Source organism: Nostoc sp. JL23 (assembly GCF_017115065.1).
Taxonomy (GTDB): Bacteria; Cyanobacteriota; Cyanobacteriia; order Cyanobacteriales; family Nostocaceae; genus Nostoc; species Nostoc punctiforme_A.
In genome coordinates, this window is the sequence record NZ_JABXKN010000128.1 from 15,167 (window position 1) to 38,453 (window position 23,287).

A 23,287-nucleotide genomic window follows, 5' to 3' on the forward strand; every position below is an offset into this window, starting at 1 on the left:
TTAAATCCTCTGAACTCTGACTCCTGAATTCTGCTATAGAACTATTGCCAAACTTAGCATTAGCAGATAAATTGTATTTCTTTGAAGCCATTATTACCGCATTTTAATCGATGTTTCTTAAACCCAAAATAGCTTTATCATGGCTGGTATTAGTACTCAGTTTTGCAACTCTATTTCTTAGTTCTTGGATTATTCTTCCGGCTCCAAATATGTTTTTACTCACGCTAGCAGTAGGAGCGCCAGAAGTCAGCCCTTGGTTATTTTTATTAAATTTGCTCTTTTTATTGCTGTCTTTATTCTATATCCGTCGCCGTAAATTACAGCGTTTAGTTGGCATTTTCAGTTTAATCGGATTGCTAACTTGTGGATGGGTGCTAGTGAATATTCCACCAACTCAAATGCAGATGGCTAAAGCGATGAAAGAAGGGTTGGGAGCAAATTATCTAGAGCAAATTCCAGTCAAAGTAAGGGCTAAAATGCAAACCCATCCCTTTGACTTAGTTAATTTATTCTGGGGTATTCCATTAGGGAAAACGCGTCATCAACAAGATATTCTCTTTGCTTCTCCTGGAGGAGTACCTTTAAAAATGGAAGTTTACCAACCCTCAGAGGTAGGGAAATATCCAGCAGTGGTAGTAATTTATGGTGGAGCTTGGCAATATGGTAATACTCATGCCAATTCCGAGTTTAATCAATATATTGCTAATCAGGGATATACGGTATTTGCGATCGACTATCGACACGCACCTCAATATCAGTTTCCCTCTCAGTTAGATGATGTGCGTACAGCCCTAAATTTTATTCGCAAACATGCAGCTGAATATGAAGCCGATTCAGAACGTATGGTACTTTTAGGACGTTCTGCTGGGGCACATCTAGCAATGCTAGCGGCTTATGAACCTGATGCACCACCCATTCGTGCTGTGGTGAACTATTACGGGCCTGTTAATTTAACTGAAGGATACAAAACACCACCAAATCCCGATCCTATAAATTCTCGCGCTGTTTTAAAAGCATTTCTTGGTGGTTCTTTAGAAGAATTGCCTAATCGGTATGAAATTGCTTCACCGATAAATTACCTAACGCACCTTTTACCGCCAACTTTATTAATTTACGGCAGTCGCGACCATTTGGTGCAAGCGCGATTTGGCAGACAGATGTATGAACGTTTACATGATGGCAACACTGCGGTTTTTATCGAAATTCCTTGGGCAGAACACGCTTTTGATGCTGTTTTCAACGGTGTGAGCAATCAATTAGCGTTGTATTATACTGAGAGGTTTTTGGCTTGGGCGTTGTTCAGGCAATGATTTTATTAACAGACTCATTCACAAGTATTAAAAACTCAGCACTCCTTACTCCTTTTGAGGCCAGCGCCAATTATAGCGATTCCATTCATACATACCTTGAATTTCATATTCAGCGCCGTTGAAGAAGCGGACGACGCAATTAGTAGAGGAATCATCGCTATCGCTAATTTCCTCGACCTTAATCACCATACAGGGAAACCATTCCCGCTTACAAGGCCCATCCTCCTGCACCCATTCCCATAGTGCATTGGAAACTTCAATGCGATCGCCTACTCTTAACTTCAGTGCATCCTCAAAATAAGAATACTTGTCAAAATGATATGACTCAACCCGATTCAGCCACTGCAAACCATAGCGTTGGCGAATAAATTGTACCGTTCCAGAGTCATTTTCCAGCAACCAGTCGTTGAGTAATTGCACTTTCCAAGTACGGTTGCGTTGTTCTTCATCCTTAACAAATTGTAAAAATACTTCTAACTCCTCTGGCGTAAGTTCGTCTAGAGGATTAGCAATATTTGACTTCCCAGAGGTAGAATTTCCCTGAATTTGCTCAATCACTTGCAGTAATATCTGTTTCTGCGTGTCAGTGAGAGGACAGCTTGCTGCATCACAATCATTAAAGGCTGCGAACATAGCTACTTCAATCTCATCTGGAGTCATAAGTTAATAGCAATTGAGGGGTTATTCCCCTAATTATTACAAATGTTAAATTCAAGTCTCCAATCACCCTGTAGTTAAATATAGACATAATTAAATGTAAGATGCCTAATATTCAAGGAAGTCAGGAGAAAAACTTGATTCTTTCTCCTGTCTCCTAAGTTCTTGGTATCGGTTTGGTATTTTCTAGTGTTGACCTATTTATCACCTAGTTAGGAAAACTGCGATGACTCAAACTCAGCATCCCACAAAACTCCTGACTTTTGAGGAATTTATGGCTTATGACGATCGCACTGATACCCGCTATGAATTAGTGGATGGAGAGCTAGTAGAAATGCCAACCGAGAGCCAGGAAAATTGTGATATTGCCAAATTTCTATTATTCGAGTTGGCAAAGCGTTTTCCTATTACCTTACTGGCTTACAAGGACATTGAAGTTGAAGTTAGTGGGCGGCGAGCAACCTGTCGCCTACCCGATCTGGTGTTGCATACGGAATCGAAAGTGGCTTTGATTGGCAGTCCTCGCAATCTGATTACCCGCGATATGCCTCCGCCTGCGCTGGTGGTTGAAGTCGTCAGCCCCGGAACTGAGAACCGCAGCCGCGATTACCGTTACAAGCGCACAGAATACGCAGCTAGAGGTATTACTGAGTACTGGATTGTCGATCCTGAGTTAAAACAAATCACCGTTTGCAAGTGGGTCGAGGGACAATATGAAGATACGGTCTTGAAGGGTACGGCAACCATTGCATCAGATATAGTACCTGATTGGGAATTGATGGTGGAGCAGGTATTTGCAGTAGCGAATTAATCAGGGAACTAGAGAATAGAGAGTAGGTGTATGTTGTAAGCTGAGGTTATCAGTTAATAATTATTGAATTAAATCACGGGGTATTTTATGCGGTTGCGTTCACTCACAGTCGTTTTTATTTCATGTCTCATTACCCTTCTATCGTGGGTGATTACTCCCCCAGCTGTAGCCCTGACACAGATTAAACTATTTGATGTCTCTTATAAAGATTGTCCACCAGAACTAGCACAAGGGGCTGTTATCAGTAGTGGTAGCGCGGCTGCCAATTGTTTTCTTGTCATTGGCAAGGCAGAAAATGGCACTAATAAAACAGTCTACGACGCAGATATTTTTGGACGCATTTATGATGCCAATAATGACTCGGTAATGCAAAACCGCACTCGCTTAGGCTCTATTACCGAGTTACCACCAGGTATTAGCGATTTTGAATTGAGAATTTCTGTACCGGCAAATCAGCCTACTCCGTTGAAGCTGAAGCAATTCAAGGCTGCGGGGTTTAGCGGTCAAGTGCGTAGGTAATTCGTAATTCGTAATTTTTAATGCGTAGTACTCGCCAAAGGCGAGAAACAGGCTAGGTAATTAACGTAAGTTGCTAGTTAGTTTTGCATAATGGTATTTTTTGATAACTAGCAACTTGGGTTAATTAGTAATTCGTAAAAAATCGTAGAGACGCTTGTATGCTTAACGTCTCTACACAATTTTTTACCAAGGTAGTAATCAAAATCTTTCTTTCTATAAGGGCAGGCTAGCTGGAATAGCACTCAGAAGCCCACTAAGTAGATTGAGTGCTAAGAAAGCTAAGATGGGCGAAAAATCCATACCGCCCAATGGGGGAATAATTGAGCGGAATAGATTCAGATAAGGATCGGTTATCTGGGCTAAAGCGGCAAATGGCTGGTTATACCAGTTAATTGTCGGGAACCAAGTTAGCAAAACCCGGATAATTAGCAAATAGCTATAAAAGCTGACAAAGGTAATTAGTGTGGTAATCAGTAAACTCATGGATAGTTTGGTTTCCTACTAGGTGTCAAACGCGGTCTTATCTTTTAATTTTAATTTAGTCCAAAGTCAAAAGTGTTTGCGGATTTCACGTTTACCACACTTGACACTTTTACCACGCCTGAACAAACTTCAGGAGTCTTTAGTGAGGGAGCGGTCATTAGTTGCTTGGGGTGAACTGCTATTAACATTTCCCAGTTGCTTCCGCACTTCATCAATTGTGGCATTTAGCTGGGCAATTTTATCTTCTAGCGATCGCCTGGCCGTTTCTATGCCGATGCTTTCACTTTCTGAGGCTTTCATCTGACGCCGCTTTGCTGCTATTTTCTTAGCTTCGGCTTGGCTATCTGTCAGTTCTGTCTCATCTTCTATTAGCAATTCTGGATCGCGTCGAGAAGCAATCAGCGCCCCGATAACACCGCCAAATACGCCACCAACAAACGCCCCTGCTACAAAACCACTGCCAAAACCATCTCGCTGACTCATATCTTTACCGCCTTCAACAAACCTTGCAACTTTTACAGTAGTTATGCTATTTTCCTGCCCTAGCTGCATACTAGCTTAAGTCCCAAAGATGCGATCGCCTGCATCTCCTAATCCCGGTACAATATATCCCTTGCTGTCCAGTTTTTCGTCAATAGTAGCGGTGTAAATTATTAAACCTGGATAAGCTTCACTCAATTTTTGTAAAGCTGGTGGAGCCGCTACTACACAAACAATCCGCGTCAAAGCTGGGTCAGCACCCCGTTGTGTCAATTCTGCCATTGCCGCCATAATTGACCCTCCAGTTGCCAACATTGGATCGGTAACTAACACTCGTGTTTGGGGGTCAAATTTTTCTGGTAACTTGTTCAGATAACAATGAGGTTGCAGAGTCTCCTCGTCTCGCGCCAAGCCAAGGTGGTAAATCGATGCTAAAGGCAGTAAAGTCTGCGCTCCCTCTAGTAATCCTAGCCCAGCCCGCAGAATCGGCACTACTGCCATAGGTACTTGCGGATCGATCACCGTTGCTGGACAGGTATCTAAGGGACTCTGTACTGCTATTTCTTGAGTCGGCAACCAGTCTCGTGCAGCTTCATAAGTCAGCCATCTTCCCAACTCAGTCATGGCACTGCGGAACAATACTGAAGGCGTGCCTGCATCACGGGCAACTGCTAGCCAGTGCTTGATCAGGGGATGGGGTGGAACATAAACGCGCAATTGTAGCGTCATAGCCAGAAATAGGCGCCTTTTTATTGTATAAGAACTGAAACACCATAATACTCTTTCCTGCATCCGGCTGACAGCTTAAAATTAACAATCCCAATTTTATTGATAAAAGTTTTCATTAGTAGTTGACATATATTCTCAATCAAGACTATATTCTTATAAAGTGTTCTCCTCTCTTTTAAGGATCGGCAGACGGGATTAGCCAGCAGTAGCAGGCTCGTCCCTCTTTTTTTTTAATTGGTCATTGGTCATTGGTCATTTGTCATTAGTTAAATTAAATATTGATTGACTCTGGACAAAGGACAAATACTTACTTCTCTACGTTCGCGCAGCGTGTCGCAGACAGACGCTACGCGTTAGCGGAGCTTTCGCTTTAGCGATACGCTCAGTACAAATGACAAAGGACAAAGGACAAATGACAAATGACGCGATCGTAATTGGGTCTGGGATTGGCGGATTAGTAACAGCGACCCAGTTAGCGGCGAAGGGAGCGAAAGTGCTGGTACTGGAACGTTATTTGATTCCCGGTGGTAGCGCTGGTTATTTTGAACGCCAAGGCTATCGATTTGATGTTGGTGCGTCAATGATTTTTGGGCTGGGACAGAACGGTACAACCAACTTACTCACCCGTGCATTATCAGCTGTAAATGTCAGCCAAGAAGCGATCGCAGATCCGGTGCAGATTCACTATCATCTACCCCAAGGTTTAGACCTGAAGGTTGATCGGGTTTATGAAAAATTTTTGCAAAATCTTATTGCTCATTTTCCTCATGAAGAACAAGGGATTCGTCGCTTTTATGACGAATGCCAAAAAGTCTTCAAGTGCCTTAACAGTATGGATTTGCTGTCGCTAGAAGAACCTCGGTATTTACTGCGGGTATTTTTCCAGCATCCTTTGGCGTGTCTCGGTTTAACCAAGTATTTGCCCCAAAATGCCGGGGATGTGGCGCGGCGTTACATCAAAGACCCGCAATTATTGAAATTTATCGATATGGAATGTTATTGCTGGTCGGTGGTTCCATCAGACATGACACCAATGATTAATGCTGGAATGGTCTTTTCTGACAGGCATTATGGCGGAGTTAACTATCCCAAAGGCGGAGTCGGACAAATTGCTCAAAAACTAGTGGAAGGTTTAGAGAAGGCTGGAGGTCAGATTCAGTACCAAGCTAGAGTCACCAAAATTCTCACAGAACAGGGAAAAGCGGTAGGTGTACAACTGGCTAATGGTAAAGTCTATCGGGGTAAACGCATAGTTTCTAATGCTACACGCTGGGATACATTTACACAATTACTACCAGTAGAAGCAATGCCAGATAATGAGAAAAAGTGGCAACAAAACTATCAAAAATCTCCAAGCTTCTTGAGTTTGCACATTGGGGTAAAGGAGTCAGTTTTACCTGCGGGGACAGAGTGCCACCATATTTTGCTGGAAGACTGGGAAAAGATGACAGCATCAGAAGGCACAGTGTTTGTTTCGATTCCCACATTGCTTGACCCAGATTTAGCACCAAATGGATATCACATCATTCATGCCTTCACGCCTCACTGGATTGATGATTGGCAAGAACTTTCTCCGAGTGAGTACGAAGCGAAGAAAGAAAAGGCAGCTTGGCGAATTATTGACCGCCTAGAGAAGCTTTTTCCCGGTTTAGATGCCGGATTGGATTATTTAGAAGTCGGAACACCGCGCACCCATCGCCGCTTTTTGGGTCGTGAGGATGGCACTTATGGGCCAATTCCTCGGCGTAAGTTGTGGGGATTATTGAATATGCCCTTTAATCGCACAGCTATTTCAGGACTTTATTGTGTAGGGGATAGTACCTTTCCGGGTCAAGGTTTGAATGCAGTCGCTTTTTCTGGGTTTGCTTGCGCCCACCGTATTGCCGTAGATTTAGGATTTTAATTACAGAAACAGCCTACGCAAAAAACCTAGTAAGCGGATAGCTTTACTAGTGAAGCTGATAGCTACCCTAACAATCTGAGTAACTATAGCAGTCCTAAATCATTCGTGAAAATTATATCTCTCTTTCTTCTTTCTTTCCTTTGCGTCCTTCTCTTCGAGACGCTGCGCGTTGGCAGAGCCTCTCGCAGAGAAGGCGTCCTTGGCGGTTCGTTTCCTAATCTATATTTTTCACAACTCAATTAGGATTGCTATATCAATACGGTTTGGTTAAAAAAGTTATCTGTTAAAGCGAGTTCTTTGAGCGAAGTAGAAGAAAGTGCTGGGGAAGCAATAGTATTTAAATTTAATCTCTTCACTTTAAGTGCCTCCAAACTACCTCTCCAAGTTATCTAAAACGTATTGAGATGGGCAGCAAATACAATCAAAAAGTTACTATTCTTAGTGCTTTTGCTAACATAATGATCAGCATTTTTACTCTTGATCTGGTATTTTTTGATTCTGAAAATTAGCTAACTCTGATGCTAAAGTCTCTTCTAATGCATCTAGAATCGCTTGGGGATCAACAGCTTCCTTCATTATTTGGGCCTGCGGATCAGAGCGATTTTTGACATTGGGAATATCTTGGCGTAATTCTTCAACTAAAGCAATAAGTTTTGCGATTTTCTGCTCAGAGAGCAGGTTAAGCTGAAGGCTAAGTTGCGCCCGTTGCTCTGCTAGTTTTTCCTGACGCTCTTGTTTTATCAACACCCCTGTTGTTACTAACAGGGAACCTGCGGTCAGTGAAAATTGTAGCCAAGAAAATGGCGGGGGATCGAATCTTGATATGCCTAAACGTCGTGGTAATACATTGGGTGTTACCCACAGAATAATTCCTAACAGGATGCTATACAGGAATACCGGACGACCAAAAAAGGCTGTTACCGTTTCTACAAACCGTTGATGTTGAGGTACGTCTTTTTCATAACGTCTGTGCAGGGCAATAATAGTCTCGATATTTTGACTAATCGCTTCCGGCAATGGGGCTGTAGGCAAAATGGTTTGGCAAGGCGCTGAAGATGATACTTGCGGTGAATCTTTTGGATTTGGTTTATCTTGGGAAAACATGGACAGTTTTCTTGTAGTACTGATTTCTCTAAATCAATAACTCAAGTTTTAGCTATATATGTATACTTTTAGGTAGAAAAATATATGAAAGTACCTATAGACAGATTCTGGCAGATTGCTATTGCTGTTGAATCAAGCAGAGATATTGAAACAGAATCATAGCATCAAATTTCTTGTTTCAATATTGTATTAAGACTAAACGCCTCAATGATATCTTGAGATTTTTGCTCTTGATACCTGACTTCAGTTGAGGTACAGAACGAAACAGGTTTCGCACATGGTTTATATGGTAATTTTGACAATGCTTTAGCTGCTGAAATATCATTGAAAAATTTTATAGCTTGTAACCAGCGCAGTTACTAAATATAAATTATGTTGATTTGTTAAAACTATAGTTTATTTTATACTTTTTAGATATGTCATTCTGATGTCAATGTTATGTCAGGATAACACTCATGTTTATGTGGTATTCCTATCGAATATCTACTGTAGATTTCGCAATAAAAGCCTTCAGTGACACAATTGTGGCATCGTGGCTCACGCCGGAGAAACAGTCATCAGCTGCGATACGCAAACGCATTCGTGCGTGGATGCAATAGATTACGCCACGCTCAAAATCGGTTCTGTTGCTTCTTACCGTGCCTTTTCACTGCAATTTACAAAACTTTTTATAATTGTGCTTTAATGGTGGGCGGCTTTTGTTGGTTCAAGAGTCTTCCTCACACACAAAGCGATCGCTGATGCTACTCACACACAAAGAAAATATTGTAAAATTTAGCTGGTTTCTACCCAGCCTCTTAAGCTTGCTCCTGTTTGGTTCCACTGTTAAAGCTAATGGTGCGATGCCTGCGGCGGGCGTAGCCATCGCAAATTGGCATTTTGATAGCAATCGCAACCATCTGGACTTCACCACAGATGAGAATGTTCAACCGAAGGTACAATTACTTAACAACCCGACTCGTCTGGTAATTGATTTGTCTGGAGTTACATTAGGATATCCACAGACTAGTCAAAGAGTGGGGCCAGTAATTAGAGACATTCGCATCGAGCAGTTTAATGCAGAGACTACCCGCATGGTAGTTACTTTAGCACCCGACTACACCTTTGATTTAGCACAGGTGCAACTGCAAGAGGAATCCCCCAATCATTGGTCTGTGCAGTTACCCAAGCCAATACGATTGACTGCAACCCAGCCGCAATATTTAGAGATAACTCCGAGTATTTCTCCAAGAGTGAATGATAGTAGCACTCTCTTTGCTGGTGTGGTTCCAATGCATTCACCGATGAAAGCGCTGGAACCTCAAATTAAAGCCTTGATGAGTCGCTACAGCTTTCTGAAAACAGGAATGTTTTTCTTGGATTTGGATACTGGAGATTATTTGGATATTGGAGGCGATCGCGTTTTCCCAGCTGCTAGTACAATCAAACTGCCAATACTCATTGCCTTTTTCCAGGATTTAGATGCTGGTAAAGTCACCCTTCAGGAAAACCTGACTATGCGGCGTGACTTAGTTACCAATGGTTCTGGAAGTATGCAATATGAGCGAGTTGGGAAGAAGTACACAGCTTTAGAAACCATCACTAAGATGATTACCATTAGTGATAATACCGCCACCAACATGATTATCGATCGCTTAGGTGGAGCGGCGAAACTAAATCAGCGCTTCCGTAGTTGGGGACTGAAAGACACAGTAATTCGCCATCTCTTAGCTGACTTGAGAGGAACCAACACCACAAGTTCTCAAGATATGGCGCGGGTGCTGGCTTTAATTGTGAATAACAAGTTAGTTTCGCCACAAAGTCGAGAACAAGCCTTAGATATTCTGCGTCACACCACAATTCACACACTGCTCCCCGCTGGTTTGGGGAAAGGTGCAGTTATCGCCAACAAAACCGGAGATATCGGCTTTCTCATCGGCGATGCAGGGTTTGTAACTATGCCCAATGGTAAGCGTTACCTGGCGGCTATCTTTGTCACTCGTCCTTATAAAGACACCAGAGGGAGAGACTTTATCCGTCAAGTTTCCCGATTAGTTTACGATTATCTGAATCAGACCAACCCGGTTGCTGCGGTTAATTCGCTTAATAGTGCTACAAGATAGGAGTAGGGCGCACAGAGCTAGCTGCGCATAGGTGTCAAGTTAACGTGAAAGCCCTATAATCACCTGATATTAAGTCCACTCGCTTACCATCACTATCCGCGTCACCCCACCCCGGTTTTGTCTAAAGCCAAAACCGCCCCTCCCCTTGGCAAGGGGAGGGGTTGGGGGTGGGGTAAAGTGTATGTGGGGATAAGCATTTGAGCTTAAGTTGACACCACTGCACAGATGTACACCCCTACAGTAATTAGATAATTGTGATTTTACTTGCGGCTTTAGTAGCCTTTTTCCTAGCCTCTTGGACATTAACACCCTTAGCCAAAGCTACTCCCATTCGCCGATATGGATGAGCATTAGGTTTACCGAATAATTTAATATCTACATCTTTTTCTGACAAAGCATCGGCGACACCACTAAAAGTAACAGAATCAGATTTTTCTGAGGCTAAAATTACTGCACTTGCTGAGGCTCCTAGCTGTTCTATATGAGGAATTGGCAAGTCTAAAATAGCTCGTAGATGTAGTTCAAATTCATTGAGATTTTGTGAGATTAATGTCACCATTCCCGTATCATGAGGTCTAGGAGAAAGCTCTGAAAAAATCACTTCATTTTTAGTAATGAAAAATTCAACGCCAAAAATTCCGGCTCCTCCTAAAGCATCAGTGACTTTTATCGCTATTTCTTGAGCTTTTAATATCTTATCTTCAGAAATATCTGCGGGTTGCCACGATTCTTGATAATCGCCTCTTTCTTGGCGATGACCAATAGGAGAGCAGAAAATTGTCGGTGAATTCCACTGTTTAATTGTCAGTAAAGTTATCTCAATTTCAAAGTTAATAAATTCTTCTACGATGACCTTTTGACTGTCTCCTCTAGAATTAGCGATCGCATAATTCCAAGCTTTCTCAACTTCACTCTTATCCTGCACTACAGATTGACCTTTCCCTGATGATGACATCACAGGTTTAAAAACATTGGGAAAGCCAATTTTATCCGAAATTACAATCAATTCTTCTAGAGTTGTTGCATAACCATATTTAGCCGTTCTGATGCCCAATTCTTGATGTGCTAGTTCGCGAATTCTGTCGCGGTTCATTGTATAGTTAGTAGCAGCCGCAGTCGGTATAACTGTAATCCCTCGCTGTTCAAATTCGATGAGTTTTTCTGTTCGGATTGCTTCAATTTCTGGTATAATAATATCTGGCTGATGTTTCGTCACCACAGCTTCTAAATCATCAGCACTGAGCATAGAAATAACTTCATAAGCATCAGCAACTTGCATCGCCGGAGCATTGGCGTAGCGGTCAACCGCAATCACATAATTACCAAGACGTTGAGCTGCGATCGCAAATTCCTTACCTAATTCTCCTGAACCCAACAGCATCAATTTTTGGGGCAACTTAATACTCATTAACTTATCCAGACCAATATCAATTCAATAATCTTATAATTTTTTGTGTTTTCATTACTAACTTCTCAAGAATTAAATATCGCTCCTCGTAGTTGTAAATCTTGACGTTGCAGATGATTTAAACCAGTACCTCTACCAAGCTGAGACTTATCTACTAGGGTCTCAAACCAGATAGTCTCATTCAAAGTTGCACCTCGTAAATCTGCATTTCTCAAATCGGCTTTCGTAAAATTTACAAACAAAAGGTCTGCATTGACTAAACTACTACCTTGTAGATTTGCTTCTAATAAATTTCCTCTAATCAAGTTTACTCCATCTAAAATTAAACCAGATAAATCTGCTCCCATAAGATTAGGAAACTTTAGCTGACTTGGATATTTAAAAAACCGCATCATACAGATGATATTTGGTTCATTTAGGCGTATCTGAGTTAGAAAATCATAACGAGCGATACCCAGTTGTTTAAGAATTTGTAGACGTTGTGGGGGACTTTGTTCTAAAAACTGAATGGCTGTATAGCGTAGGTCTTGAGTCGGCAGATTTAGCATGATTGTCAGATTGTCGTAATACCTGTGCTAATTAAAAGTTTAACCTTAATGCAAAAACCCCGAATTCTCAAAGAAATCGGGGTTCTAATGAATAACTACTTACTTAACGTCCTGCTAATAATGCTTTTGTAGCAGATTCGCCTGCTAATCTTACCTGCTTTGTTAACTGGAAATTCAACAACGCTAAAACACTCACCTGAGCTAGGAATGCCATAAAAATTGTTGTCGCCCCAGAGTATTGTATCGCGGCCCAAGGAAAAGTTGAAAACAGCCATATAGTAGGATGTTTCCACAAGGAGATGCCGAGAAATTCTAGAATTATCGGTGGTACGAATGTTACCACACCTATAGTACCTATTGCCCAGAAAGAACGTTTGGGAGTTTTCAACAAAAGTATCAATTGGGCAATGGTAGCGTAAATCATGATGATGCTAATAGACAAAGCTATAGCTAAAAGTACTTTCAACCTGTCAAAATTCTCACTATGCTCTGTATCAAAAACAGATGTAAGTGCAATCCAGACTAGCCAAGGTATAGCAACAATTGTCAAATTAATAGCGATCGCCAAAATTGCAGGGCTTTTTTCCGACCAAATTAGATCCTGCCAAACATTCTTGCGACTAGAAACTTCCTGATGTCGGTATCTTGCCCAATCTTGTACATCTTGACGATGAGGCGAAAGAACAGCAATCAAACTGAGAATTAATCCCAAATTGTATATCGCCAGGAAAATTAAGTTTTGTGCAACATATTCATTAAATCTTAAATTGTTTCGCCAAGATTGTAAGCTAAATCCCCACATCATCACCTGACAAAAACCTACCAATAAATAACTTTGTCTCTTGCTGATGATTGAGGCTTGAGGATTACGAAAGCAACGTTTTAGAGCTTGCAAAATTCCATAACTGCACAATCCCAAGTTCAATAAATAAAAGCCAACAAGACTAACAATATTTTTTCCTAACGGTAAATAGAAAAACTCCAAGTTGTTCAGGGGAGAATCATTATATACATTTAACCAGTTAGAAAACAGATAATTTATTGTATCCCAAGGGGCGAAAAGCCTTAACCAAGCAGTTGAATTATTTAAACTGTTGTTAGAAGACGATGCTATCAACATCGTTGTGAACAAGAAAAATAAAACTGCACCACTACCTAACCAAGGCTGAAAACCGCTAAACAAACGACTAACTAAACCAAAGAGGAGTGCAGCACTGTAGAAGAAAATACAGCTAGCAACAAGAATTGCATAGTAACTCAAAATGTAACTAAAGGCAATTTCGGCAGAACTTCCGGCAAACAAATGTAAAGGAACTGCAACTAAGATAACGAGATAAATTAAACTCGGAACTCCTAGCAACTTACCAGTCAATATACTTGTTTCTGATTGCGGGCTGAGACGGATGAAATTCAATGTGCCGCGACTTTCTTCTTTGGCTAGATCGTTGATTAGCAAATAAGTTCCTGCAACTAATAGTGTAAATATAAAAATTACACTAAACGTTAGGAATATATATTCAAAGTGATCTCGCCACCACAATTGCCAATCAATTTGGTCTTGTGGGCAAAAATTCTTGGATAGAAAATCATTGAAGTCAGCAAATTCTCTATGATTATTTGGTTGCTGGAAAACCTGGTTTTGTTGTGGTTCATATACTTTACGCAAACGACAATATGTACCCACTAGGGAGTACCTATCATCAGGAAATTCCCGTAACTGATATAAAAAAACTACCAATTGTAGAAGTAGGGATGTTGCGACTGCGATCACTACATTAAAGAATTTCAGCCGTCCTTTAAGTTCGCGGAATAATTGTGGATTCCAATCACCGATTTTGTCTATTAAATTGAGCATCATCGGAAAAAATTCTCCAAAAATGGGGAGTGATATTTATTGACGAATTAAGATGCTTGTTTGTGACCTAATTTTAAGAAAATAGTTTCTAAGTCTTCTTGGGTGCAGTGAAAATCAGTCAGGCGAATATCTGCTTTGATGAGCGATCGCAACAACTCAGCACTATCTTCATCTTTGCCCGAAAAATTCACCCGCACGCTATTTTTTCCTGATATTACCTCCCACTCATCTACTAAATGATGATGTTTCAATTCCTTTAAAAGTGCCTCTAGGTTCCCCAGAGTTGATATCACAATTTGCTGATGGGAAAGACGTTGGTAAAGTTGTTGTAAAGAGGTACTTTCTACCAAGAAACCAAGTTCCATAATTCCTACAGATGTACACAGTTCCGCTAAATCACTGAGAACATGGGAAGAAATAATTACAGTCATCCCAGCTTCTTGCAAAGCCTTAATGATTTCGCGAAAGTGCATCCTGGCAATGGGGTCAAGCCCAGAAACAGGCTCATCTAGTAGTAGTAAAATCGGTTCGTGGATAATGGTTCTCGCTAAACTTAAGCGCTGTTTCATCCCCCGCGACAGAGTAGAAATCTGACTGTGGCGTTTATTACCAAGTTGGATGAGTTCTAAAACTTCATGTAGGCGTTGAGTGCGGCGTGGTTCTCGCAAGCGATAGAGACGTGCAAAATAATCTAGGTAGTCCCAGACTGTCAAATCCTCATACAGTGGATAGTCATCGGGTAAGTAGCCTAGACGACGCTTAAGTTTGGGATTACTCTTGTCACGAAGTAAGCGATCGCCATTAATATAAATCTCACCCGTAGTTGGTTCCTCAGCAGTTGCCAACATTCGGATGAGAGTTGTTTTACCCGCGCCATTCGGCCCAATCAGTCCATATACTTCCCCCGCTTGAATCTCTAAATCAACATCATTGACAGCAACGTGCCGGTCAAATTGCTTAGTTAGTCCACGGGTGCAAATTGCTAATTCTTTTACCATCGCGGCTGGGGTGCGGCTTGTGATTAACAGTTAACCTAACTTTTTTTACAGCTTTTGTCAGGCTGGTTTCAGAAATTGAAACTAGCTTTCAGAAAAATAGCGACATGAAAAAGTAGGTGAAGTATATACCCTGCCTACTTTTACATACATTTATGAAGAGGCGTAAATACTTTTCTAGTTGAGACTTTAGTTCTACTACAAACTTATGAAAACGACCACTAGTGTCAAGTTATTTCTGATAGTAGTGGGATGATGTTATTAGGCAAATACAAATATAAATGTTTTCTTAAAGGTGATTTAGGAATGGCTCATCAGCGGTAACTTTATCTGGAACGTTGAGCCTTTACCCTCATTGCTCATCACATGAATGTTACCGCCGTGAGCCTGGACAATTTGTTGAGCGATCGCTAATCCCAACCCAAATCCGCCGCTTTCTCTGGCACGTTCTGTATCAACTCGGTAAAAGCGATCAAAAATGTAAGGTAAATCTGCCTCTGGAATTCCAATTCCAGTATCAATGACCTGAATTACTGCCCGATCTGGGTGAGATTCTAAGCGTAACCAGACAGTTCCACCAGACGGAGTGTAATTACAGGCGTTATTGAGCAAGTTTTCAACAGCTAGCCGCAGCAAATCGGGGTCAGCCCACAACTCAATGGGTTGTTCTGGTAAATGGCTGATCAACTTGATCGACGCTTTTGCAGCTTGAGTATTGTAATAAATAGCTAAATTATCTAACAAGCTATTAAGATTAACCTTTTTGAGAGATTCGGGAGTTAATTTTCCCTGATGCCGAGCTAACAGCAGTAGGTTATTGACCAAAGTACTCATCGACTTAGCGCTATCGATGATGTTCTCCACTGAGGGATGGATTTGAGGATGGTCTGCTGCCATTAGTAACCCAACTTGGGCATTAGTCAAAATCGCAGAAAGGGGCGATCGCAACTCATGAGAAGCATCTGATGTAAAGCGTTGTAGTTGATTATAGCCTAGCTGAACAGGCTGCATAGCTATGCCACTAAGTACCCAACCTGTAAGTCCAATTAACCCCAGTGCTACAGGCACAGCCAGCGTCAATATTAACTGAAATTCTCTGAGTTCGTTTTGAGTTTCTGTCAGAGGGATAGCAACTTGCAGATAACCGATAACCGAATTTCCTCCTTGAACAGGTAGCGTGACTTGACGCAGCCAAAGCGTCTCACTTGTAAACTGGTCAACGGACTTAATCGTGAGAAACTCAGATGCTATTTCTAACTTTTGTGGAGGTGGAGTACCAAAAAAACGATTGATTTTGCCATTTGGGTCATACCAACGAATATAAACTAGTTCAATATCAGCAGGGTGAGAACCACTACCCAATAGCGGTATATTGCTCAGATCGACTTCTTTTTGTCCTTGATCCAGCCGATATTGCGAACTGGCTGCCATTAGCTCTGCTCTTTTATAAAGCAGTTTGTCTAATGCTTTGAGCTTGTCTTTTACCTCAAGATTGTAAATGACTCCAGCAAAGAGAATCAGAATGCACCCCATTGAAAGGGTAAACCAACGAGCTAAATTACGACGACTGCGGTTAAACACAACTTATGCTAATTCGTAATTCATAATGACGCTCTCTACGAGACGCTGCGCGAACGCGGACTCGCTACCGCTACGCTAACGTAATTACAAGACTTTTCAAATAATTGAACCACACTACTCCCTACTCTCCATCTCAGCCACTATCAAGTTTCAAGATGGTTCTGGAGGGTTGAGGCGATAGCCCATACCGTAAACAGTTTCAATCCAATCGGCTGCTGCTAATGTTTGCAAACGTTGGCGAAGTTTACGAACTAGAACGGTGATTGCATTGCTTTCTGGCTCACTACCCCACTCCCATACAGCTTGCTCAATCTGGTTACGAGTCAGGACTTGCTTAGGATGACGCATGAAGTACTCTAGCAACTGAAATTCTTGGCTGGAAAGCGATACGATCGCCCCTTGTCGCTCCAAAATTAGTCTATCGAGATGAAGTTCGAGGTCTGCCAAGCAGAGGGTGTCTCCTTGCCAAAGGGGCGATCGCCTTCTCAATGCCCGCACCCGTGCCATGAACTCCACGATATCAATCGGTTTGACGAGGTAATCATCTGCTCCGGCATCTAATCCTATGACTTTATCGGGTGTGGTATCTTTTGCCGTAATCATTAATACGGGAGCTGTTTTTCCGGCCGCCCGATACTGTTGACACAAACTCACTCCACTAATCCGAGGTAACATCCAATCCAAAATCAGCAGATCGTATTCTTTTTCAGCCAAAAGCCATTGAGCAGTTTCACCATCCTTGACACCATCGACGCTGTGTCCCGCCTGAGAGAGAACCATTTGCAGCGGCATTAATTGCTTTGGATCATCCTCTACCAGTAAGATTTTCATCACCTTTATACACTTGTGCTTGTTTAGAATAATCTATTGAAGCAATCTCAACGTCTTTCATCAGTAAGATTTCAGAGGATTGTCTACCCCATTAGGATATAGATGAAGTGTGACCTAGCAAAATTAGAAGCAGGTGTAGTGTGTGGCGTATTAGTATAAGTATATTTGGTCGTCTTTACCTCTAACTGTGCCAACAAACTCAATCTTACTTTTAATAATAAATTGAAATGATTTTTGTTTTTTTTGATAGGAAGATTTATTATCAAATTGCTTCCAAAATTCAGCTTGAGCATTATCAAGCCCATATTTTTCCCAAGCATGAAGCATTGCACGAATTTGACGAATGTATTTACGTTTTACATTAAGTTTTTTATTAACTGTTATACCAGTAACTTCTTGATGTCTATATTTACTGTATAATCTCGATTTAGATTCATTAACAATAAAACCATTATCCTCAATTGTTTTTTTGAGGTCATCACTTATAATTAACTTTTCTGCTTCTTCTGAAAACCAAGCTAAATGTCCAGGAAATTTTGGTCTAGAAGTTGAAAATGTGATGTCATCAGCATACCTTGTATAAATACAGTGATACTTTTTTGCAAGACGTTGTAGCTGGGAATCCAACCTAGCTGAAATCATATTTGAGACAATTGGCGATGTCGGAGCACCCTGCGGTAGCTTATTTTCATGACAACATATTTGAGCTAATACTGTCGCAATTTCCTCTGTGCAATTATATGGAGATGCCATCAAAAGACCGCGAACTCTACCAAAATTGATTGAAGAGAAAAAATCTTTAATATCTATATTTAGAACATTCTGCCTTGGTTTTTAATGTTTGGTTCATGGCTTCAAACCCTTGGCGAACGTCAATATTTAATCGACGAGCCAGCAGAGGTACTAGTAAGCCCTGGAAAGATTCTTGCTGAATGAAGCGGACGCGCAGGCGTAGCCCGTCGTAGACATCGCTTGCTAACGGTTCAATGATAAAGCTATGTTCAACGTCAAATAACCCTGGTATCAAAAAGTGCCATAACCAGCGCAATTTGCGATTAGGTTCTACCGTAATCACCGTAGGTCGAAAGGTCACAATATGTCTACCCGGAGGCTGAAAGTGAACGGTTAGCTGTGCCCCTTCACTCAGCAAACCACTAATTTGACGAATAAACAGATTCCAATGTGGAAAACTGGCAAAATCAGTGAGTAGGTTCCAGACTTGCTCATCGGATGCCTGAATTTCAATTTCAGTGTAGATTTTCATGGGTATGAGTTGATAGGAAAACCAAAATTAAAACGGTTATTCCTGCTAAAAACAACCCCATGTATTCTAGTCCTAGTAATCGACTAACCCAAAAATTACGGGTGAAGGTAGGTAGATAAAGCAGGGGAAGCATGGGGAGAAAATAACTTGATTTTCCTACCATAAAATAAACCATATAAAGTTTCTTTGGTGGACTACGAGAAAACTAGATTGTTTCTTGTAAAACATAATGAATACTATTCGTAGAAAACTCACGTTTTAACAGCAAAATTCTGGTGGTTAGTAGACAGTTGTGAAGCATTGGTGTCAACTTAAGCTCAAATGCATGTCCCACAGGCGTTTTACCCCCCTTAATCCCCCCTTGTCAAGGGGGGAAACAGGAAATTTTTTCCCTCCTCTTGACAAGACTACCGTGTACACACAAGTCGAATTTCTTCTTAAATCCCAAACATTACCTACTTAATTGCACTGATGGTTAGGGTGGGGTAAAACTAAAGCTAAAACCTTAGTAAATCAGGTTTCAGGTAAGGTTTTGAGAATTTATGCAATAAATATATTGATTTCGGGTGGTCATTTATTGATTTCAGGTGGTCGTTTATTGATTTCAGGTGGTCGTTTATTGAATTCGGGTGGTTGTTTATTGAATTCGGGTGGTCGTTTATTGAATTCGGGTGGTCATTTATTGAATTGGAGGTATCGTTCATTGAATTCAAGCAGTGGTTTAGGGTGGGGTGATGCGAATGGTGATAGGAAGCCAGAGAATTGAATATCACGTCATTACGTTAAGTTGACAGGTATGGTTCTGAAGGAACTATTGACCTTGAACAACCAGGACGGAACATGGAGCGTGATGAACTACGTGATTGCTCACACTTCCTGCTAAAAGTTCGGCAAATCCTTTAAGTCCTCTACGACCAAGCACAATCAAATCTGCTCCCCAACTCCGGGCTAAATCACAGATGTTAGTCCCAGGATCTCCTGTTTGATAACTGGATTCTGCCATACTGCCTTGTATTTTCGCTTTTTGATAGTAGAACTGGAGTAAACTTTGTGCCTGTTGTGTTTCTATTTCCAGGTCTACTAAATTTACAGTGAGTTGACTAGAAGTTGCTAGCTCAATGCTGTGACAAATCATTAACTGAGCAGCATCTCTTTGGGCTAACTCTAGCGCTTTTGCAAACACTGTTGCAGTAGCAGATGAATCATCGACCGCCACCAAAATCTTCTTAAAGCTCATCTCCAACTCCAATAATCAATTACTTCATTCCAGAAATGTTGTCTCTTAGCTTAAGGGACAAATGTGATTTAAAAGTGAAATTAAGTAGGATAAACGATTTATTCACTTTTCATTCACATTCATCAGTAATCCTGGGAAATAAGCAGAGAAACGAAACTAACCCAATTGAGGTTTAAAACGAATATCCGAACTGATACGGTTCATGCTCATACTATAAAACTAAGGAACAGCAGATGAAATCTGGCAAGCGGAATCGACTTTCTGTAACTGGGGTGTGCGGAAATGGCATATTTATGAACTTAGCAAAAAATTATCGTAATAACACCAATTTGAAAAAAGAAAGATACAGATTCAAACAGAGAAATCCAGATTAAATCTGATGAGTCTTAGAGGTTGTTTGAAAAGTGGTTGGCTGTGATTTAAATCGAATTATTACCCACCTTAATCCCCCCTTATAAAGGGGGGAAACCGGAAAATTTGGTTCCCTCCCCTTTTCAAGGGGAGGGTTAGGGTGGGGTAAAAAATATTTCATACATCAATCATGACTTTTCAAACATCCTCTTAGTTACTAATTATTTTTTGGAGATGGAAATGACAGCAGATACGATCGCTACAAATACTTTTGCCCAGACAACAAAAGATTTACTCAACTATGAATGGCATACTCTAGGCGAACAAAAGGTTGTGCAAACGTTAGCCAGCCATCCCGAAGCAGGTTTGACCTATGAAGAAGCTACGAAACGACACCAGCAGATGGGTGCAAATCAACTGACTGGTAAAAGTGGAAAAAGTTCTTGGCTACGATTTTTAGAGCAATTTAATCAACCACTACTATATATTTTGTTGACGGCGGGAGTGGTGACGCTGCTGCTGCGAGATTGGCTAGATGCGGGAGTAATTTTTGGTGTCACCCTGATTAATGTCATCATTGGCTACATTCAAGAATCGAAAGCAGAAGGCGCGATCGCTGCTTTATCCAAAGCTGTCACTACCGAAGCAACTTTGATTCGCGATGGTCAAAAAACCCGTCTGGCTTCGACTGAACTTGTTCTAGGTGATTTAGTATTGCTGGCATCTGGGGATAAAGTACCCGCCGATCTGCGGTTATTAAGTGTGCGTGGGTTGCAAGTTGATGAGTCTGCCTTAACAGGCGAATCCGTTCCGGTTGAGAAAGCAACGGCATCGCTGGCTGTCGAAACACCGTTAGCCGAACGAAGCAATATGGTGTATACCGGAAGTTTCGTTAGTTTTGGACAGGCAGAAGGGATTGTAGTAGCGATCGCAGATGCCACTGAAACCGGTCGCATCTCGCAGTTAATTGAAAGCAGCACAAATCTGAAAACACCACTGACGCGAAATATTGACAAGTTTAGCAAAAGCTTGTTGTATGTCATTTTAGGTTTAGCTGCCCTGACATTTGCAGTCGGATTAGGACAGGGCGAATCTTGGATTGATGTTTTCAAAGCGAGTGTGGCTCTGATAGTCAGCGCGATTCCCGAAGGATTACCTGCAATTGTTACCGTCACTTTAGCGATCGGAGTTTCGCGGATGGCACGACGTAAGGCGATTATTCGCAAGCTACCGGCTGTGGAAACCTTGGGAAGTACCACTGTTATTTGTTCTGACAAAACTGGGACGTTAACTGAGAATCAGATGACGGTTCAAAAGATTTATGCAGGTGGACAACATTACACCGTTAGCGGTATTGGTTATGCCCCAGACGGTGAAATCCTGGTCAATCAACAGCCTGTTGATTTCAATGCAGATGGACATGTTGCCCTTTGGGAATCCCTGGAAGCAGGATTGCTGTGCAATGATTCTCATATCGAATGGGGAGACGGACAGTGGGACTTAGTAGGAACCGCAACTGAGGGAGCATTGATTGCGGCTGCCAATAAAGCGGGATTGACGCAAGGGAATCTAGAGCAAGAATTACCCAGAATAGACACCATTCCCTTTGAGTCTCAATTCCAGTACATGGCGACTTTGCATGAATTGGATGCAAAGCGATCGCTGAAGATGATTTATCTCAAAGGTTCTGTAGAGGCAATTCTCCAACGATGCGATCGCATGTTCGATTCTCAAGGACAACTCGCTCGTCTCAATCCTGCCGCAGTGGAACAGGAAGTTGCTGGTATGGCAAACCAAGGGTTGCGAGTGCTAGCTTTTGCCAGCAAAGAAGTTGCCACTAAGCGATCCTTTGATCGCAATGATATCGATCGAGGACTGGTGTTTCTGGGACTTCAGGGCATAATCGATCCGCCTCGTGAGGAAGCGAGCGCCGCAGTAAAAGCCTGTCAATCTGCTGGGATTCAGGTAAAAATGATTACAGGCGACCACGCCCTAACAGCAGCTGCGATCGCCCGGCAAATGGGAATTTGCTCGACTGAAGAACAGGTGTTCACCGGACAGCAATTAGCTCAAATGGATGAAAATGAATTTACCCAAGCGGCTGAACAAGGTATGGTATTTGCGCGAGTTGCTCCAGAACAAAAATTGCATCTGGTGAAAGCGTTGCAGTCTCAGGGTGAAATTGTTGCCATGACTGGAGATGGTGTCAACGATGCTCCCGCTCTCAAACAGGCGGATATTGGTGTAGCAATGGGTATAGCCGGGGCAGAGGTTGCCAAAGAATCGGCGGATATGCTTCTAACTGATGATAACTTTGCCTCAATAGAAGCTGCTGTGGAGGAAGGGCGTGGGGTTTATCGCAACTTACGAAAAGCGATCGCCTTCTTGCTGCCGATCAACGTGGGAGAATCCATGACAATTTTGATTGCCATTCTCCTGGCCACCGTGCTTCCCATCTTACCAATCCAAATTCTCTGGCTCAACATAGTCAGTTCAATAGCGTTAATTGCCCCCCTTGCCTTTGAGCCAAAATCTGGACAGGTGATGCAACAACCACCGCGCAACCCCAGAGAAAGACTTTTATCGGGTGGCTTACTCCAGCGCATCATCGCGATTTCCGTCTTCAATTGGCTGGTAATTTTTGGGGTGTTTCAATGGATATTTCAAACTACAGGCAATGAAGCCTTAGCTCGCACGATGGCGATTAATGGATTGGTGGCAGCAGAAGTCTTTTACCTGTTAAGCATTACCCAGTTTTTACCATCTCTAGTCGTGAGAATACAAGGTAAACGCACACCCGTAGCCTATGCACCTGCGATCGGAATTGTGGTTGTGGTGATTTTACAATGTCTGTTCAGTCAGTGGAGCATGATGAATCAAGTGTTTGACACCACACCTTTAACATTTATCCAAGCTCTTATTTGTATGGGTGTAGGTTTGCCAGTGGTGTTCATAGCTCTCATCTTGCAGCGTTTCGATCCGCTCAACTAGGGATATAGGACTTTTTTAGTAGTTTCATCCAATGCCAGATGATTACGTTAGAGCTACACCCAAATAAATTAAAAACTCCATCAGTACATTTTGCTAGGTATGATATTTGATCTGAAAGCATTTACCTA

20 protein-coding genes are annotated in these 23,287 nt (G+C 41.8%); 6 read left to right on the plus strand and 14 right to left on the minus strand.

Annotated elements, in window-relative coordinates; genetic code table 11:
* Positions 1-110: 110 nt before the first annotated feature.
* Positions 111-1,310, plus strand: a complete 1,200-nt coding sequence (locus HWQ42_RS26230) for an alpha/beta hydrolase (RefSeq protein ID WP_292817133.1) — start codon at positions 111-113, stop codon at positions 1,308-1,310.
* A 45-nt stretch (positions 1,311-1,355) separates the two neighbouring features.
* Here the strand turns inward: HWQ42_RS26230 and HWQ42_RS26235 are convergent, their stop codons facing one another.
* Positions 1,356-1,970, minus strand: coding sequence for a hypothetical protein (locus HWQ42_RS26235; protein WP_292740818.1), 615 nt, complete (start codon positions 1,968-1,970; stop codon positions 1,356-1,358).
* 223 nt (positions 1,971-2,193) lie between these two features.
* Between HWQ42_RS26235 and HWQ42_RS26240 the strand changes: the two genes are divergently transcribed.
* Both HWQ42_RS26240 and HWQ42_RS26245 read left to right on the plus strand, forming a co-directional pair.
* On the plus strand, positions 2,194-2,778 hold the full coding sequence (locus HWQ42_RS26240) for a Uma2 family endonuclease (RefSeq protein WP_292817135.1): 585 nt from the start codon (positions 2,194-2,196) through the stop codon (positions 2,776-2,778).
* Positions 2,779-2,865: 87 nt separating this feature from the next.
* Entirely contained in the window at positions 2,866-3,297 is a 432-nt protein-coding gene (locus HWQ42_RS26245) for a biotin carboxylase (RefSeq protein WP_292817137.1), read from the plus strand.
* Between the two features lie 213 nt (positions 3,298-3,510).
* Here the strand turns inward: HWQ42_RS26245 and HWQ42_RS26250 are convergent, their stop codons facing one another.
* The 3 genes from HWQ42_RS26250 to upp form a co-directional block, all read right to left on the minus strand.
* Complete coding sequence (locus HWQ42_RS26250; RefSeq protein WP_292740822.1) at positions 3,511-3,780, minus strand: YggT family protein; 270 nt, start codon at positions 3,778-3,780, stop codon at positions 3,511-3,513.
* A gap of 129 nt (positions 3,781-3,909) precedes the next feature.
* A complete protein-coding gene (locus HWQ42_RS26255) occupies positions 3,910-4,263 on the minus strand; it encodes a hypothetical protein (RefSeq protein WP_292817302.1) in 354 nt (117 codons plus the stop codon).
* 75 nt (positions 4,264-4,338) lie between these two features.
* Positions 4,339-4,989, minus strand: coding sequence for a uracil phosphoribosyltransferase (upp, locus tag HWQ42_RS26260; RefSeq protein ID WP_292817139.1), 651 nt, complete (start codon positions 4,987-4,989; stop codon positions 4,339-4,341).
* Positions 4,990-5,380: 391 nt separating this feature from the next.
* Here upp and crtH point away from each other — a divergent pair, with 391 nt between their 5' ends.
* Positions 5,381-6,892 (plus strand): carotenoid isomerase, encoded by a 1,512-nt coding sequence (crtH, locus tag HWQ42_RS26265; protein ID WP_292817141.1) that lies wholly within the window; start codon positions 5,381-5,383, stop codon positions 6,890-6,892.
* 471 nt (positions 6,893-7,363) lie between these two features.
* Here crtH and HWQ42_RS26270 read toward each other — a convergent pair whose 3' ends face one another.
* Positions 7,364-7,996, minus strand: a complete 633-nt coding sequence (locus tag HWQ42_RS26270) for a DUF1003 domain-containing protein (protein ID WP_292817143.1) — start codon at positions 7,994-7,996, stop codon at positions 7,364-7,366.
* Between the two features lie 698 nt (positions 7,997-8,694).
* Here HWQ42_RS26270 and HWQ42_RS26275 point away from each other — a divergent pair.
* A complete protein-coding gene (locus HWQ42_RS26275) occupies positions 8,695-10,098 on the plus strand; it encodes a serine hydrolase (RefSeq protein ID WP_334955264.1) in 1,404 nt (467 codons plus the stop codon).
* Positions 10,099-10,342: 244 nt separating this feature from the next.
* Here the strand turns inward: HWQ42_RS26275 and purT are convergent, their stop codons facing one another.
* The 9 genes from purT to HWQ42_RS26320 all read right to left on the minus strand — a co-directional run bounded on the left by purT (position 10,343) and on the right by HWQ42_RS26320 (position 19,817).
* Positions 10,343-11,506, minus strand: a complete 1,164-nt coding sequence (gene purT, locus HWQ42_RS26280) for a formate-dependent phosphoribosylglycinamide formyltransferase (protein ID WP_292817145.1) — start codon at positions 11,504-11,506, stop codon at positions 10,343-10,345.
* A 65-nt stretch (positions 11,507-11,571) separates the two neighbouring features.
* Positions 11,572-12,054 (minus strand): pentapeptide repeat-containing protein, encoded by a 483-nt coding sequence (locus tag HWQ42_RS26285; protein ID WP_292817147.1) that lies wholly within the window; start codon positions 12,052-12,054, stop codon positions 11,572-11,574.
* 103 nt (positions 12,055-12,157) lie between these two features.
* Positions 12,158-13,912, minus strand: a complete 1,755-nt coding sequence (locus tag HWQ42_RS26290; RefSeq protein ID WP_292817149.1) for an ABC transporter permease subunit — start codon at positions 13,910-13,912, stop codon at positions 12,158-12,160.
* Between the two features lie 44 nt (positions 13,913-13,956).
* Entirely contained in the window at positions 13,957-14,907 is a 951-nt protein-coding gene (locus tag HWQ42_RS26295) for an ABC transporter ATP-binding protein (protein ID WP_292817151.1), read from the minus strand.
* Between the two features lie 297 nt (positions 14,908-15,204).
* Entirely contained in the window at positions 15,205-16,485 is a 1,281-nt protein-coding gene (locus HWQ42_RS26300) for a HAMP domain-containing sensor histidine kinase (protein WP_292817153.1), read from the minus strand.
* Between the two features lie 150 nt (positions 16,486-16,635).
* Positions 16,636-17,316, minus strand: a complete 681-nt coding sequence (gene rppA, locus HWQ42_RS26305) for a two-component system response regulator RppA (RefSeq protein ID WP_292723872.1) — start codon at positions 17,314-17,316, stop codon at positions 16,636-16,638.
* 150 nt (positions 17,317-17,466) lie between these two features.
* Positions 17,467-18,126, minus strand: coding sequence for a reverse transcriptase domain-containing protein (locus HWQ42_RS26310; RefSeq protein ID WP_367119069.1), 660 nt, complete (start codon positions 18,124-18,126; stop codon positions 17,467-17,469).
* Positions 18,116-18,580 carry an SRPBCC domain-containing protein gene (locus HWQ42_RS26315; protein WP_292817155.1) on the minus strand — a complete coding sequence of 155 codons (465 nt, stop codon included), beginning with the start codon at positions 18,578-18,580 and terminating at the stop codon, positions 18,116-18,118. The genes HWQ42_RS26310 and HWQ42_RS26315 overlap by 11 nt, the downstream gene beginning before the upstream one ends.
* 811 nt (positions 18,581-19,391) lie before the next feature.
* Positions 19,392-19,817: a universal stress protein gene (locus HWQ42_RS26320; protein WP_292817157.1), complete on the minus strand. Its 426-nt coding sequence runs from the start codon at positions 19,815-19,817 to the stop codon at positions 19,392-19,394.
* Positions 19,818-20,408: 591 nt separating this feature from the next.
* Between HWQ42_RS26320 and HWQ42_RS26325 the strand changes: the two genes are divergently transcribed.
* The gene (locus HWQ42_RS26325; RefSeq protein ID WP_292817159.1) at positions 20,409-23,159 is read left to right on the plus strand and encodes an HAD-IC family P-type ATPase; all 2,751 of its coding nucleotides are present in this window, start codon (positions 20,409-20,411) and stop codon (positions 23,157-23,159) included.
* The last annotated feature ends 128 nt before the right edge of the window (positions 23,160-23,287 follow it).